Origin of the sequence: Cupriavidus phytohabitans, from assembly GCF_000426345.1 — a bacterium.
Taxonomy (GTDB): Bacteria; Pseudomonadota; Gammaproteobacteria; order Burkholderiales; family Burkholderiaceae; genus Cupriavidus.
The window spans coordinates 90,500-103,967 of sequence record NZ_AUFE01000012.1 but is presented as its reverse complement, the minus strand read 5'-3'; the positions used below and the strand labels follow the sequence as shown (position 1 = coordinate 103,967).

At 68.2% G+C, this 13,468-nt stretch carries 16 protein-coding genes; 5 read left to right on the top strand and 11 right to left on the bottom strand.

Annotation, left to right across the window (positions count from 1 at the left end; all coding sequences use genetic code 11):
• Window positions 1-91: 91 nt before the first annotated feature.
• The 7 genes from K309_RS0111940 to K309_RS0111910 form a co-directional block, all read right to left on the bottom strand.
• Window positions 92-508: an ArsR/SmtB family transcription factor gene (locus tag K309_RS0111940; protein WP_029046630.1), complete on the bottom strand. Its 417-nt coding sequence runs from the start codon at window positions 506-508 to the stop codon at window positions 92-94.
• Window positions 509-570: 62 nt separating this feature from the next.
• Window positions 571-1,500: an EamA family transporter gene (locus K309_RS36440; protein ID WP_051320426.1), complete on the bottom strand. Its 930-nt coding sequence runs from the start codon at window positions 1,498-1,500 to the stop codon at window positions 571-573.
• 143 nt (window positions 1,501-1,643) lie between these two features.
• Entirely contained in the window at window positions 1,644-2,909 is a 1,266-nt protein-coding gene (locus tag K309_RS0111930) for an NAD(P)/FAD-dependent oxidoreductase (protein WP_029046629.1), read from the bottom strand.
• Between the two features lie 14 nt (window positions 2,910-2,923).
• On the bottom strand, window positions 2,924-3,271 hold the full coding sequence (locus K309_RS0111925; RefSeq protein WP_029046628.1) for a c-type cytochrome: 348 nt from the start codon (window positions 3,269-3,271) through the stop codon (window positions 2,924-2,926).
• Between the two features lie 161 nt (window positions 3,272-3,432).
• Window positions 3,433-4,272: a BON domain-containing protein gene (locus K309_RS0111920; RefSeq protein ID WP_029046627.1), complete on the bottom strand. Its 840-nt coding sequence runs from the start codon at window positions 4,270-4,272 to the stop codon at window positions 3,433-3,435.
• A gap of 55 nt (window positions 4,273-4,327) precedes the next feature.
• On the bottom strand, window positions 4,328-4,915 hold the full coding sequence (locus K309_RS0111915) for a phosphoheptose isomerase (RefSeq protein ID WP_029046626.1): 588 nt from the start codon (window positions 4,913-4,915) through the stop codon (window positions 4,328-4,330).
• A gap of 53 nt (window positions 4,916-4,968) precedes the next feature.
• Window positions 4,969-5,364, bottom strand: coding sequence for a YraN family protein (locus tag K309_RS0111910; protein ID WP_029046625.1), 396 nt, complete (start codon window positions 5,362-5,364; stop codon window positions 4,969-4,971).
• Window positions 5,365-5,379: 15 nt separating this feature from the next.
• On the opposite strand from K309_RS0111910, the gene rsmI reads away from it, so the two are divergent.
• Window positions 5,380-6,288, top strand: a complete 909-nt coding sequence (gene rsmI / locus K309_RS0111905) for a 16S rRNA (cytidine(1402)-2'-O)-methyltransferase (RefSeq protein WP_029046624.1) — start codon at window positions 5,380-5,382, stop codon at window positions 6,286-6,288.
• Between the two features lie 88 nt (window positions 6,289-6,376).
• On the opposite strand, the gene K309_RS0111900 is transcribed toward rsmI, so the two are convergent.
• Window positions 6,377-7,144, bottom strand: a complete 768-nt coding sequence (locus K309_RS0111900) for a septal ring lytic transglycosylase RlpA family protein (RefSeq protein ID WP_029046623.1) — start codon at window positions 7,142-7,144, stop codon at window positions 6,377-6,379.
• A 294-nt stretch (window positions 7,145-7,438) separates the two neighbouring features.
• Here K309_RS0111900 and K309_RS0111895 point away from each other — a divergent pair, with 294 nt between their 5' ends.
• From K309_RS0111895 to K309_RS0111885, 3 genes are all read left to right on the top strand, one after another.
• The gene (locus K309_RS0111895; protein ID WP_029046622.1) at window positions 7,439-8,089 is read left to right on the top strand and encodes an MBL fold metallo-hydrolase; all 651 of its coding nucleotides are present in this window, start codon (window positions 7,439-7,441) and stop codon (window positions 8,087-8,089) included.
• 4 nt (window positions 8,090-8,093) lie between these two features.
• The gene (locus K309_RS0111890) at window positions 8,094-8,750 is read left to right on the top strand and encodes a 3'-5' exonuclease family protein (protein WP_029046621.1); all 657 of its coding nucleotides are present in this window, start codon (window positions 8,094-8,096) and stop codon (window positions 8,748-8,750) included.
• Window positions 8,751-8,958: 208 nt separating this feature from the next.
• A complete protein-coding gene (locus K309_RS0111885; protein ID WP_029046620.1) occupies window positions 8,959-9,192 on the top strand; it encodes a hypothetical protein in 234 nt (77 codons plus the stop codon).
• Between the two features lie 80 nt (window positions 9,193-9,272).
• On the opposite strand, the gene arsC is transcribed toward K309_RS0111885, so the two are convergent.
• Window positions 9,273-9,632, bottom strand: a complete 360-nt coding sequence (gene arsC, locus K309_RS0111880; protein WP_029046619.1) for an arsenate reductase (glutaredoxin) — start codon at window positions 9,630-9,632, stop codon at window positions 9,273-9,275.
• Between the two features lie 178 nt (window positions 9,633-9,810).
• Between arsC and K309_RS0111875 the strand changes: the two genes are divergently transcribed.
• A complete protein-coding gene (locus tag K309_RS0111875; protein ID WP_029046618.1) occupies window positions 9,811-10,386 on the top strand; it encodes a GNAT family N-acetyltransferase in 576 nt (191 codons plus the stop codon).
• Between the two features lie 160 nt (window positions 10,387-10,546).
• On the opposite strand, the gene K309_RS0111870 is transcribed toward K309_RS0111875, so the two are convergent.
• Both K309_RS0111870 and K309_RS0111865 read right to left on the bottom strand, forming a co-directional pair.
• A complete protein-coding gene (locus tag K309_RS0111870) occupies window positions 10,547-11,824 on the bottom strand; it encodes a M20/M25/M40 family metallo-hydrolase (protein WP_029046617.1) in 1,278 nt (425 codons plus the stop codon).
• A 53-nt stretch (window positions 11,825-11,877) separates the two neighbouring features.
• The gene (locus tag K309_RS0111865) at window positions 11,878-13,146 is read right to left on the bottom strand and encodes an allantoate amidohydrolase (protein ID WP_029046616.1); all 1,269 of its coding nucleotides are present in this window, start codon (window positions 13,144-13,146) and stop codon (window positions 11,878-11,880) included.
• Between the last annotated feature and the right edge of the window lie 322 nt (window positions 13,147-13,468).

The window sequence follows — 13,468 nt, the reverse complement described above, 5'->3', positions numbered from 1 at the left end:
GCTTGCGTCCGTGGGGCCGCGCCGCCTTTTATTCGTGCCGCCGCGCGCCTCGCGCGACAGCGATCGATGGGCCGGAAGAGCCGGATCGCGTTCAGCCTGCTGCCCGGCGCCTGCGCGCGGGCGTTGCCTCGGGCTGCGCCATGAAGCGGTCGACCGCCCCGGAGGCCAGAGCGTTGTCCTCCAGCCGGCTGGCCACCTGCACGCACACGGTGCGGCACAGCTCGATCACGCTTTCGTCCGCAATCGCGTAGAAGACCAGGTTGGCTTCCTTGCGGCGCGACAGCACGCCCGAGCGGTACATCGCGTTGAGATGCCGCGACACGTTGGTCTGCGACGAACCCACCGTCTCGACCACCGTGCTGACCGGCTTCTCGCCATCGCACAAGGCGTGCAGGATCTTCAGCCGCGTTGGCTCCGCCAGCAGGCTGAAGTAGCCCGACACCTTCTCGAATACGCGATCCAGCTCTTCCATGCCGTCCAATATATTCGTATATGCGTGAGTGCGCATATAGTGTTTACCCAATGATGCAGAACAGCATGATTGTGCCCGGCATGGCTGCCCGGCACCAATCATGGTTTGCCAGCGGCGGCGCCCCTGCTGGTTGCCTGTCTGCGCATCAGCGCCCTGCCCACCCACAAGCGCTGGCCGAACACATTGAGCAGCAGGCCGGCCATCACCACCGCCGCGCCCGCCCATTGTGCCGGCGACAGGTGCTCGCCCAGCAGCACATGCGCCGACACCAGCCCTACCACCGGCACCAGCAGCGTCAGCGGCGCCACCTGGCTGGCGGGATAGCGCGTCAGCAGCCGGCCCCACATGGTGTAGCCGAACACGGTGGCGGCAAAGGCCAGATACGCCACGGCGAACATGCCCATGGCCGACACATGCGTGACGCTCTGCACGATGCGGGCCGGCCCCTCCACCCACAGCGACAGCAGCGCGAACGGCACGATCGGCACCAGCGCGCCCCAGATCACCAGGCCCAGCAGGTCGACCGGCCCGATCTTCTTGCTGACGATATTGCCGCTGGCCCAGCAGAACGCCGCGCACAGCGTCAGCACGAAGCCGGCCACGCTCATGCCGCCGGCGCTGGCGGCGGCACCCGAGCCGATCAGCGCCAGCCCGGCCGCGGCCACCGCCATGCCGGCGATGTTGTGCCAGCGCACCGGCTCGCCCAGCCACAGCGCGGCGATCGCCAGCGTGAAGAACGCCTGCGACTGGAGCACCAGCGAAGCCAGCCCGGCCGGCATGCCGACCGCCATCGCGTAGAACAGGAAGGCGAACTGGCCCAGGCTGATGGTCACGCCGTACGCCAGCAGCAGGCGCCACGGCACGCGCGGGCGCGGCACGAAGAAGATGGCGGGGAAGACCACCAGCAGGAAACGGAGCGCGCCGAGCAGCATCGGCGGCACGCCCGCCAGCCCTACCTTGATGACGACGAAGTTGACACCCCAGACGCAGACGATGGCGAGGGCGAGGAGACGGTCTCTGGCTTGCATGGCGGGGGCAGGCGTAATGGCGATGGGGAGTTGCGATCAAACCCCCAGCCTACCAGCCGCCCCGCTCCCGGCATTGCACGTTCTTGCGGTTTTGTCATGGGGCGCTCCTGGCAGTGCCCCGAACTGCCTGTGCCGCCGATGCCCTATCCCAGCATCTCCGACCAGATGCCCTTGGCCCACGACAGCGCGTACACCCCCTCCAGCGTAGTGGGCGCGTCCGACAACCCACCCGAGCCCGGCACGGTCAGCATGGTCTTCTGGGCGGCATCGTAGCGGTGCACGCTCGCCACATGCACCGCCTCGCGGTCCGAGGTGAAGCTGTAGCAGGTGTTGTTATAGAGCGGCTGCGGGTCCGGCGCGCGGCCCGATAGCAGCGCGACGATCGCCGCTGCCGCCACCTTGCCATGCTGGTTGGCCATATGGCCGGACTTGGGCATCAGCGGCGCGATCTGGATGGCGTCGCCGATCACATGGATATCGGGCGCCGCGCGCGACTCGAAGGTGACGAAATCGATCTCGCACCACTTGGCGTTGGCCGTGGCCAGTCCGGTCGCCACCGCGATCGCGCCCGCGCGCTGCGGCGGCAGCACGTTGATCACGTCCGCGCGCACATCCTCCTGCACCTCGAACTTGAGCGTGCGCGTGGCCGGGTCGACATCGACCGTGTTGTACTGTGGCCGGTACTCGACCATGCCGGCGTAATGCCCCGCCCATACCTTGCGGAACAGTCCGGCCTTGGAGGTGATGTCCGGGTTGGCGTCCAGGACCAGCACCTTGCTGCGCGGCTTGTGCTGCTTGAAATAGTGCGCAACCTGGCAAACACGCTCGTACGGGCCGGGCGGGCAGCGGTACGGCGCCGTGGGGATGGTGATGGCGTAGGTGCCGCCGTCGGGCATCGCCTCCAGCTGGCGGCGCAGCGCCACGGTCTGCGGGCCGGCCTTCCAGGCGTGCAGCACCTGGTCGCCGCCGGGCCGCTTCAGGCCGGGCAGCGCGTCGCTCATCAGGTCGATGCCAGGCGACAGCAGCAGCCGGTCGTAGCGCAGCGTGCCGCCGCCGGCCAGCCGCACCGTGCGCTTGCCGGGATCGATGGCGGCGGCGGTGTCGCGCACCAGCTTGACGCCGTGGCGGCGCACCAGCTGGTCGTACGGCAGCGTGATCTCGGCCATCTGCCGGCTGCCGCCGATCACCAGGTTGGACAACGGGCAGGAAATGAACGCAGGATTGGGTTCGACCAGCGTGACTTCGATGGCGTTGCCGCTCCACTCGCGCAGGTAGCGCGCGGCGGTGGCGCCGCCGTAACCGCCGCCGATCACCACCACCCTGGCCGGCGCCGCGGCCCTCGCCGCGCGCACGCCCATCGAGCCCAGCACCGTGGCGCCGGCGGCGCCCAGGAAATGTCGTCGTTGCATGGCGTTTTCCCCCCTCAACGCACGTTGGCGAACCATGCCGCGATCGCGGCGAGCTGTTCGTCGGTGTAGCCCCTGGCGATCTGGTGCATCACCGTGGCCGGGCGCGTTCCGGAACGGAACGCCTGCAACTGCGCCAGCAGTTCGGCCTGCTGGCGCCCTGCCAGCGACGCAATGGTGCTGCCTTCGGGCGCTCGGCCGGATGGGCCGTGACAGCTGGTGCAGGCAGAGGCATGGGCGCGCACATGCTGGGCCGCCGGGGCGGAGGCCGCGGGCTCGGCCGACAGCGCGGGCTGGGCGCCGCAAAGCGCCGAGGCCAGCAGTGCCAGCCGCACGAACACAGCGGGCCGGGGGATGGTTGTCATGGTCTCGCTCCGTGTGGGGTGCCGGGCGCCGGCATCGGCAAGATGCCTGCGGGCGTGGCAACCGTATCACGTCGTGTGCGGACGGTGTGCAGTGAAAACCGCAGATGGAAAAACGGCGCCCGCATGCGCGGGCGCCGTGGCGCGTCGGCGAGCGAGCCCGCTCAGGGCAGGTTCCGGCCCGGCGGCAGGGCAACCGGCGAGGCAGCCGGCGAGCTCACCGGGCTGGTAGTCGCCTGGCTTGGCGTGCTGGCCGGCGCATCGACCGGACCGCCCACGCCCGGCACCGACTGCACCGGCGCCGGCGTGCCGATGTTGCCGTCGATCGACGGGTTCTGCGCCGTCGAGGCCGCATCCAGGCGCGCGCGCTCGGTGTCGTTGACGTAGTCGAACGCCTTGACCACCTTGGTCACGCCGGAGGCATTGCGCGCCACGTCGGTGGCGCGGTCGCCTTCCTGCTGGGTGACCACGCCGAGCATGTAGACCACGCTTTTCTCGGTGGTGATCTTGATCGAGTTCGACGGCACGCCGTCGGCTGTCATCAGCAGAGTCTTGACCTTGCTGGTCAGGTACGCGTCCTGGCTCTGCGTCATGAAGCCGGGCGAATTGACCACCTCAAGCTCGTTGATCACCACGCGCGCATTCTGCAGGCCGCGCACATATTGCTCGACCTGCTGCTTGACGCTGTCATTGCTGGCCTCGCCCGTGAGCAGCACCTTGCGGTTGAACACGGTCACGTTGACGCGGGCCTGGCCGCTGTAGCGCGAGTTGATGGTGCTCTCCGCTTCCATCTGCAGGCCGCGGTCGACGGTCTGGGTGGCGGCCGGACGGCGGTCGGTAGCCATGGTCACGCCGGTGCCCACGGCGCCGGCGATCACGGGAAAGCAGCCGGCCAGCTGGGTGGCGGAAACCAGCACCGCCGCGGCGGTCAGCGTGGCGCGAAGGATGCGGCCGGTGCCGGCGGCGCCGGTCCGGGTTTCAGGCGTAGTGGGCAGGTTCGTCATGCGGTCCTTGCTGTGGCTGGATGTTGGGAATGGGGAGTGCGGGACGATTGCGGGCTCAGGCTTCCCCGAGCAATGCCTCGTCGATGCCGTCGCACAGGCAATGCAGCGTCAGCAGGTGCACTTCCTGAATGCGTGCGGTGCGCTCGCTCGGCACGCACACGTGGATATCGAATTCGTCGAGCAGGCCGCCGATGACGCCGCCGCCCTTGCCGGTCAGAGCAATCACGGCCATCTCGCGCTGGCGCGCCGCCTCGATCGCCGCGATCACATTGGCCGAGTTGCCCGAGGTGGAAATCGCCAGCAGGATGTCGCCGGGCACGCCCAGCGCCTCGACCTGCTTGGAAAACACCTTGCTGAAGTCATAGTCGTTGCCGATCGCGGTCAGGATCGAGCTGTCGGTGGTCAGTGCCATCGCCGCCAGGCCCGGCCGCTCGCGCTCGAAGCGCCCCACAAGCTCGGCCGCGAAATGCTGCGCATCGGCCGCCGAGCCGCCGTTGCCGCACGCCAGGATCTTGTTGCCGCTGGTCAGCGCGCCGACCATGCGTTCCACGGCGGCGTCGATATAGGGGGCCATTACCGCCGCGGCCTGTTGCTTGGTCTCGGCGCTGTCTAGGAATTGTTGCTGGATACTCTCGATACTCATGGCTCTGTGGCCTTTCATTGGCAGTTACGCGCCACCTTGCGCGCCAGCGCGCATTATGAACCAGCCGCTGCGGCATCCAGGTCGAACGCGTGCTGCAACCACTCCAGACGCCCCGGCTCCAGCGCCACCACGTCGAAGCGGCATGGCGGCAGCTGCGCCAGCGTGGCGAGGTAGTGGGCCGCGGCCAGCAGCACGCGGCGCTGCTTGGCCGGCGTGACGCTGGCGGCAGCGCCGCCGAAACCGCGTCCGCTGCGCTGGCGCACCTCCACGAACACCAGCGTGCCGTCCGGCGCGCGCATCACCAGGTCGATCTCGCCGCCTTTGCAGCGATAATTGCGGACCACGGGCTGCAGGCCCTGGCGCCGCAGGTGCGCCAGCGCCCGGTCCTCCGCCCGCATCCCGCGCGCCTGCGCGTCGCTCGGCTGCGTGGTGGATTTGAATGATGGCATCGACGGAAGTTCTCAATGAGTGACTGGATCTCGCTGGCGGCCAGCCAGTCGTACCCGGGCGGCACGCTGTATGTCGTGGCCACGCCCATCGGCAATGTCGCGGACCTGTCGCTGCGGGCGCTGCATGTGCTCGGCCTGGCCGACGCGGTGGCCTGCGAAGACACCCGCAATACGGCCCAGCTGCTGTCGCGCGTGGGCCTGCAGCGGCCGCTGGTGGCCGTGCACGAGCACAACGAGCGCGAGGCTGCCGGCCGTATCGCCGCGCGGCTGGCCGCGGGGGAGCGTATCGCCTATGTCTCGGACGCCGGCACGCCGGGCATATCGGATCCGGGCGCGCGGCTGGTCGAGGCGGTGCGCGCTGCCGGCCACCCGGTGGTGCCCCTGCCCGGCCCCAGCGCCGCGGTGGCCGCGTTGTCGGTGGCGGGCGACATGCTCGATACCGGCGAAGGCCGTTTCACCTTCGTCGGCTTCCTGCCGAGCAAACCCAAGGTGCGTGGCGAGGCTATCGCGCGGCTCGCCGCGCTGGACCATGCCTGGGTCTGCTATGAGGCGCCGCACCGCATTGCCGACACGCTGGCCGCGCTCGCCGCCGGGCTGCCGGCCGAGCGCCGGCTGCTGATCGGGCGCGAATTGACCAAGCTGTTCGAGGACATCGCGGTGGTGACCGCGGCGCAGGCACCGGCATGGCTGGCGGCCGACCCGAACCGGGCCAAGGGGGAATTCGTGCTGGTGGTGGAAGGCGCCGGCGGCGATGCGGCCGCGGACGGTGCGCCCGATGCCGAGGCGCAGCGCGTGCTGGGGCTGCTGCTGGCGGAACTGCCGGCCAAGCGCGCCGCCAAGCTGGCGGCCGCGATCACCGGTGCGAACACCGGCGCGCTCTACCAGCTGGCGCTGGCGCAACGATCCGGCGATAGCGGAGACTGAAGCCGCCCGGGCGACGACGCCGGGGTGATGCGGGGAAAGTAACGGAGAGGTGTCAGCGCGCGGTGGCATGCATCGGGCGCTGCCGGTCTCAGCGGCGCTTGCGCTTGACCGCCTTGCCGCTGGCCTTGGTTGCCTTGCGCGCCTTGGCGGGCGCCAGCGAGTTGGCGAGTTCGGGCACGGACACATCGTCGTCACCGGTGCCATCGCCGGCCTCGGTGCCGCCGGCATCGAACTGCGGGCCCAGCGCCGCGACTTCGGTGCGCGTCAGCCGGCGGATCTCGACGTTGACCGCGCCGCGCTCGACGAAGCCAAGCCGGCGCGCGGCGCCGTAGGACACGTCCAGCACGCGGTTGCCGTGGTACGGACCGCGGTCGTTGATACGCAGCACCGCGACCTTGTTGTTGCGCAGGTTGCGCACCAGCACCCAGCTGTCGAGCGGCAGCGAAGGATGGGCGGCGGTCATCGCGCGCATGTCGAAGCGCTCGCCATTGGCGGTCTTGCGGCCATGGAAGCCCTTGCCGTACCAGGATGCGACGCCGCGCTGCTCGAACGTGCCGATGTCTGCGCGCAGGCCGTCAAGCGAACTGCCGCTGCGGCCTTCGTCCGCGTCGTAGCCGAACAGGTTCCAGCTGCCGCCTTCGGACGATGCGCGGGCGCTCTTGTCCGCCTCGTTGCGGGCGGCCTTGCCGGCGTTCTTCGCGGCGCGCGTAGGCACCGCGTTCGACGTATCGGCGACGTCCGCGTTGTCGCCCCCGGGGGGCGTGGCACAAGCGGCCAGCACCAGGGCGCATGCAGTGCATGTCCCGAGCTTGGCCAGCCGTTGCCAGCGCTTGGTGAGGGCGGTCAAATTCAGCATGGGCGCGAGTCTAGCATTGACTACTGCTGACTATCTCTTTCATTTTGTTACGAAATCTGTTCGATCTCGCACGAACGGGGACGATCTTGCCCGCGATCCACGGTGTGGCAAGGGATTGCGGGGGATCGGGCTATTTTGTAACGGAGTGCCTTAAAAAGCATATTACGGTATGCGCCGCAACAATTTTCCGCCCGGCGCTACAATGCAAAGCATGAATGCCCGGCAGCTTTTCGCCGCTGCCGAGGCGCGTGCGGCGCGCTGTGAAAATGCCGCAACGATCACAAAAATACACCGATGAAAGTCCTCCTTATCCCGGTCACCCCCTTCCAGCAAAACTGTTCGCTGCTGATCGACGAAAGTACCGGCACCGCTGCCGTCTGCGATCCGGGCGGCGACCTCGAACGCATCCGCGAAGCGCTCCGGGAGCAAGGGGTCACGCTGCAGAAGATCTTCCTGACGCACGGCCACGTCGACCACTGCGCCGGTGCCGCGGCGCTGGCGCGCGAATTCGGCATCCCCATCGAAGGGCCGCAGCAGGACGAACGCTTCTGGATCGAGCAGCTGCCCGAACAGACGCGGCGCTTCGGCTTCGGCCATGCGGAAAGCTTCGAGCCTGACCGCTGGCTGGAGAACGGCGACACCGTGCAGTTCGGCAACGAAACGCTGGAGGTCTACCACTGCCCGGGCCACACGCCCGGCCACGTGGTGTTCTTTTCGCGCCCCAACAAGCTGGCGGTGGTGGGCGACGTGCTGTTCGCCGGCTCGATCGGCCGCACCGACTTCCCGCGCGGCAACCATGCCGACCTGGTCCGCTCGATCCGCACGCGGCTCTGGCCGCTGGGCGAGGACGTGACCTTCATTCCCGGCCACGGCCCGGTTTCGACCTTCGGCGAGGAGCGCCGCAACAACCCCTTCGTGGCGGACCACCTGATCGACGTGGGCTGACGCCATGGCCAAGCGACAGGCGCCCGACACCCGGCCGGAAATCTACGTCAGCACCGACGTCGAGGCCGATGGCCCCATTCCGGGCCCGCATTCGATGCTGTCGTTCGCTTCGGCCGCCATGCTGGCGGACAAGACTGTGATCGGCACGTTTTCGGCGAACCTGGAGACGCTGCCCGGCGCCGCGGGGCACCCGGTGCAGATGCAGTGGTGGCAGACCCAGCCCGAGGCCTGGAGCGCCTGCCGGCGCGACCTGCAGCGCCCGGAGGACGCCATGGTGCGCTACGTGGAGTGGGTCGAGAGCCTGCCCGGCAAGCCGGTCTTCGTGGCCTTCCCGGCCGGCTTCGATTTCACCTGGATGTTCTGGTACATGATGCGCTTCGCCGGGCGCTCGCCGTTCGGCTGGGCCGCGCTGGACATCAAGACGCTGGGCTTTGCGCTGACGGGCCGGCCTTACCGCAAGACCGTGAAGGCGGCATTCCCAAAGGAATGGATGGATCCGCTACCCCACACCCATGTGGCGCTGGACGATGCGCTGGAACAGGGCGCGCTGTTCTGCAACATGCTGGCAACGCAACGCGCGCGGGAAGCGGCGCTGGCCGGCTTGGCGCCCGCCATGGATGATAGCGCGAGCGAGTCCTCACAACCTGATCCAAAGCCATGAGGCGTTGCTGCAGCGCAGCGTGTCCCGCGGCACGCCCCTTGCAGACCGCGCTCACGCATCTGCCGCCAACCCGCCTATAGTAGAAGCGGATGTGGCGCACCGGGCGAAACGAGCCAACCGATTATTCGGCGCACTTGCGCAACCCGCCACCATCCGCCTGACCGATGATGCCCGGAGCCGCGCGGCGCCCGCCGAGGAGGTGTCGATCATGCGTTTTCCTACCGACCTGCACTTGAGAGACCTGGCCGGCCGGATTCACTGGCCGCATGGGTCGCACGCGAAGGGCGCCACGCCCATCACCCATCACCACACCTCGGATGAAGACGCCGAAGTCGCCAAGGCCACCCTGTACGTCAGTACGGTGACGCTGGTAGTGCTGCTGGTCGTGCTCGCGGCCATTGCTTTCGGTCAGGAGGCCATGCACTGGCTGGGTGTTCATTGAACGACCCGCCTGAAGCAGTTTGTCTCGCAGACCGGCCGGCCCCCACAGTTCGTGGGGGCCGGTTCTATTCCGGGCCCGCTTCAGGCCAGCAGCGGCACCACGTTCTCGGGCGGCCGGCCGATGACGGCGCGCCGGTTGCGCACGACCACGGGGCGCTGCAGCAGGATCGGGTTGTCGGCCACGGCAGCCAGCAGCTCGGCATCGGTCAGGCCCGGGTCGGCCAGGCCCAGTTCCGCGTACGCCGCCTCGTTGTCGCGGATCATCTCGCGCACCGGCACGCCCAGCATTGTGTTGAGCTGGCGCAGCGTCGCCACCGATGGCGGGTTCTTCAGGTACTCGACGATTTCCACTGGCTCGCCAAGGCGCCCGGCGGCTTCCTCGACCATGGCAAGCGTCTCGCGCGACTTGGAGCAGCGGGGGTTGTGGTAGATCGTGATCATGGCAGGTGTCCTTTCTTGTTGATGCGCCCTGAACTGGGGCGGTGGCACTAATGCGGTGCAAATCCAACGGCACTATATACAACGTATCCGGTTGCGCGCAGGCACAAAGACGCAAGTGTCGGGCACGCATCCTGCGTTGCCCCAGGTCCATGCATCCGGCCACTGGCCTGCGCTCCCGATGACCTCCGCCACCGCCTCCCTCCGCTCCGTCGCCGCTCGCAAGCCGTTCACGCTGCGCGACGCCACCGCCTCGGACGTCCCGGCCATCCACGCCATCTATGCGCACCATGTCCTGCACGGCGGCGCTTCCTTCGAGGAAGTGCCGCCGACCGTCGACGACATGCAGCTGCGCTTCGCCGAGGTGCGCCGCAAGAACCTGCCCTACCTGGTCGCCGAGCGCGATGGCGCGGTGCTGGGCTACGCCTATGCATCGGCCTACCGCGCCCGCAGCGCCTATCGCTTCGCCATCGAGGACTCGATCTATATCGACCACCGCTGCGTTGGCGAGGGTCTGGGACAGGCGCTGCTCGCCGAGCTGGTGGCGCAGTGCGAAACCGGCCCGTGGCGCCAGATGGTCGCGGTGATCGCTTGTACCGCGGGCGGCGAAGGCGCCGGCTCGCTGGCGGTGCATGAGCGGCTGGGCTTCCGGACCGTGGGCCGGCTGGAAGCGGTCGGCTTCAAGCATGGGCAGTGGATCGATACGGTGTTGATGCAGCGGATGCTGGGGGCGGGAGCGGATACGCTGCCGGAATAGGCAAAAGCGGCGGAAGCTGCCGCCGCGATCTCAGCTCACGCGGACCCGAACGCTCCGCCGGACAGTTGCCTGGCCCCTTTCGCATACAAAAAAACGCCACGGCCAAAGCCGTGGCGTTTCTGTCGCCGATCCATCACCGGCGCGCAAATTCCTTCTCCGCTTACTTCATCAGGTCGGACAACGCCAGTGCCACCACCTTGGTCGCGCGGTTCAGGTCGTTCAGGCGCAGGTTCTCGTCCGAGTTATGGCCGCGCGCTTCCATCAGCGTGCGCGGGCCGGCTCCGTACAGCACGGTCGGGATGCCGCGCTTGGTGTAGTGGCGGGCGTCGGTGTAGAGGGGCACGCCCTGCACCGGGATTTCCACGCCGAACACCGACTCGGCACGGCTCTTCAGCGCGCCGATCAGCTTCTCCACGCCCGGCAGTTCCGACAGCGGCTCGGCCAGGATGATGCGCTCGACCTTCACTTCGATGCCCGGGCGGTCCTTGGCCGCCTTCTCGACCACGGCGCGGATCTCGCCTTCGGCGTCAAAGCCGATTTCCTCGGGGATCATGCGGCGGTCGACGCGGAAGGTCACCAGGTCCGGCACCACGTTGGTGTTGATGCCGCCCTTGATCAGGCCGACGTTCAGCGTGGCGGTGTCGATGCCCGGCACCTTCGACTTGCGCGTGGCCAGCTCGGCGCGCAGGCCGTAGATGGCCTGCAGGATGTGGGTGGCGGCCTCGATCGCGTCGACGCCGGTGTGCGGCATGGCAGCGTGTCCCTGCTTGCCCTTGACCGTCACTTCGACGTGCAGGCAGCCATTGTGCGACGAGGTGATGCCATACGAGAAGCCCGCCGAGATGGCGTAGTCGGCCTTGCTCAGGTTGTTGTCGAGCAGGAACTTGGGACCGATATCGCCGCCGGTTTCCTCGTCATAGGTGAACTGCAGCTCGACCGCGCCGTTGATCTTCGCGCCCTGCTTCTCGGCTTCCATCAGCGCCAGCACCGCGTAGGTATAGGTAGCGAAGTCAGACTTGGACACCGCCACGCCGCGGCCGTACATGACCGGGCCGTGTTCGCTGTCGGCGCTATCGACAATTTCGCCGCCGTACGGGTCCTTGGTCCAGCCCAGGCCCGGGGGCACCACGTCGCCGTGGGCGTTCATGGCGATGGTCGGGCCGCCCGTGCCGAACTGCTTGCGCACGATCAGGTTGGTGGCGCTGATCATGCCGGCGGCCTTCACCTGCGCGTCGGGCACCTTGTGCGCCTCCACCGTGAAGCCCAGGCCCTCCAGCAGTTCCTTGGCGCGCTTGCCGTGGGCATCGCAATCGCCGGCCGGGTTGTCCGAAGGCACCTTGACCAGCTCGGCCAGGAAGGCTTCCTGCTGCGGGCGGTGCTGGTCGATGAACTGCGTCAGCGTGGTTTCGATGGGGTTCATATTGTCTCGTGCGGTCATGACTTGTTCTCGTAACTTCTCAGGAGGGTTCGGGTGGGCTTCCGGGCGCTGGCTTACTGCTGCAGCCGGAAGTGCTCGACGAAATCGCTGAACACGCGCGCGGACAGTGCTGCGTCCTCCGCGGTCATGGTTTCGGTGGGATGGTGGCTGATGCCGCCGTTGCCGCAGCGCACGAACAGCATGGCGACATCGGCGATGGCGGCAATGGCCATGGAGTCATGGCCGGCACCGGACGGCAGATGGCGCACCGGCACGCCCTGGCGGGCGATGGCGGCGGCCCATTGCTCTTGCAGCCACGGGGCGCACGGCACGCTGTTCGCCTCGTGGGTCTTGCGCACCTGCACGCGCACGTTGCGGCGCGCGCACACGCTTTCGATCTCGGCAAGCACGTCGTTGACGGCGGCCTCGCGCTCGGCGTCGATGCCCGAGCGAATGTCGATGGAGAACACCGCGTGGCCCGGCACCACGTTGGTGGCGCCATTGGGCACGTTGAACTGGCCGACGGTGCCGACCAGGCCCGGCTTGCCGCCGCAGCGCTTCTCGATGTACAGGCCGATCTCGGCACCGGCCATGGCGGCATCGCGGCGCATGTCCATCGGCACCGTGCCGGCGTGGCCGGCCAGGCCTTCCAGCTCGACGATAAAGCGCGTGGCGCCGGAGATCGCGGTGACCACGCCGACCGGCAGGCCCTCGTTCAGCAGCACCGGACCTTGCTCGATATGCACCTCGATGAAGGCGGCGACCTTGCTGCGCTCATGCCTGGCGGCAGGCAGGTCGGCGGCGTCGAAGCCAGCCTCGCGCATCACTTCGCGCATGGTCTTGCCGCTGTCGTCGACGTTGTCCAGCACCTTGTTGTCGAAGGTGCCGGCAATGGCGCGGCTGCCCAGCAGCGTGGCCTTGAAGCGCACGCCCTCTTCCTCGGCGAAGCCGACCACCTCGAGCGCGAACGGGAAGCGCTTGCCCTGGCGGTTCCACTCCGCCACGCAGGCGATCGGCAGGATCACGCCCAGATTGCCGTCATAGCGGCCGGCGTCGCGCACGGTGTCGAAGTGCGAGCCGGTCAGCAGCGCCGGCGCGTCGGGCGTGGTGCCCTCGTAGCGGCCGATCACGTTGCCGGCGGCATCGCGCCGCACCGTCATGCCGGCTTGCTGCATCCATTCGGTCAGCTGCGCGGCGGCGCCGTGGTGGGCCTCGGTCAGGTAGGTGCGGGTGAGCATGCCGGGCTGCTCGGTGTGGACGGCCAGGGCATCGGCCCAGGCCATGATGCGCGTGCCTACCTCTGCGGCTGCCGGCAAACTGGCCGACGACGGATTTGCTGCCATGCGTGTCTCCTGCTGGAAGTCGTGAAAGCCGCGGCGGCGTGGCTGGCGAGGGTGCCAGTGCGGGCGGGGCGCCCATGGCCGAAGCTCTATTCTGTGCGATTCATGGTAGCACAGTGAATTCAAAAATTGCATACAAAAATGATATGCACTATATTCGGTTCCACGTTCAGACAATCCGCTGCGGACAATCCGGTCCGTACAACGGATTGCGTGGGTTCCGCCCCAACAGGGGGGCTGTCCACGCGGTGGCGCGCTCCCGACCCGGAGCCCTGCCCGAGAACGTAAGGCCGGCAGCCCACCCAGCCGTCAGAGCAGTACGGGG

What these genes read in the sequence shown, in the direction of transcription:
- K309_RS0111940 (WP_029046630.1), bottom strand. Translation starts at nt 508, where the DNA reads ATGCGCACTCACGCATATACGAATATATTGGACGGCATGGAAGAGCTG.
- K309_RS0111870 (WP_029046617.1), bottom strand. Translation starts at nt 11,824, where the DNA reads ATGACCGCACGAGACAATATGAACCCCATCGAAACCACGCTGACGCAG.
- K309_RS0111900 (WP_029046623.1), bottom strand. Translation starts at nt 7,144, where the DNA reads ATGCTGAATTTGACCGCCCTCACCAAGCGCTGGCAACGGCTGGCCAAG.
- K309_RS0111920 (WP_029046627.1), bottom strand. Translation starts at nt 4,272, where the DNA reads ATGACGAACCTGCCCACTACGCCTGAAACCCGGACCGGCGCCGCCGGC.
- K309_RS0111915 (WP_029046626.1), bottom strand. Translation starts at nt 4,915, where the DNA reads ATGAGTATCGAGAGTATCCAGCAACAATTCCTAGACAGCGCCGAGACC.
- K309_RS0111895 (WP_029046622.1), top strand. Translation starts at nt 7,439, where the DNA reads ATGAAAGTCCTCCTTATCCCGGTCACCCCCTTCCAGCAAAACTGTTCG.
- K309_RS0111910 (WP_029046625.1), bottom strand. Translation starts at nt 5,364, where the DNA reads ATGCCATCATTCAAATCCACCACGCAGCCGAGCGACGCGCAGGCGCGC.
- K309_RS0111885 (WP_029046620.1), top strand. Translation starts at nt 8,959, where the DNA reads ATGCGTTTTCCTACCGACCTGCACTTGAGAGACCTGGCCGGCCGGATT.
- rsmI (WP_029046624.1), top strand. Translation starts at nt 5,380, where the DNA reads ATGAGTGACTGGATCTCGCTGGCGGCCAGCCAGTCGTACCCGGGCGGC.
- K309_RS0111875 (WP_029046618.1), top strand. Translation starts at nt 9,811, where the DNA reads ATGACCTCCGCCACCGCCTCCCTCCGCTCCGTCGCCGCTCGCAAGCCG.
- arsC (WP_029046619.1), bottom strand. Translation starts at nt 9,632, where the DNA reads ATGATCACGATCTACCACAACCCCCGCTGCTCCAAGTCGCGCGAGACG.
- K309_RS0111930 (WP_029046629.1), bottom strand. Translation starts at nt 2,909, where the DNA reads ATGCAACGACGACATTTCCTGGGCGCCGCCGGCGCCACGGTGCTGGGC.
- K309_RS36440 (WP_051320426.1), bottom strand. Translation starts at nt 1,500, where the DNA reads ATGCAAGCCAGAGACCGTCTCCTCGCCCTCGCCATCGTCTGCGTCTGG.
- K309_RS0111925 (WP_029046628.1), bottom strand. Translation starts at nt 3,271, where the DNA reads ATGACAACCATCCCCCGGCCCGCTGTGTTCGTGCGGCTGGCACTGCTG.
- K309_RS0111865 (WP_029046616.1), bottom strand. Translation starts at nt 13,146, where the DNA reads ATGGCAGCAAATCCGTCGTCGGCCAGTTTGCCGGCAGCCGCAGAGGTA.
- K309_RS0111890 (WP_029046621.1), top strand. Translation starts at nt 8,094, where the DNA reads ATGGCCAAGCGACAGGCGCCCGACACCCGGCCGGAAATCTACGTCAGC.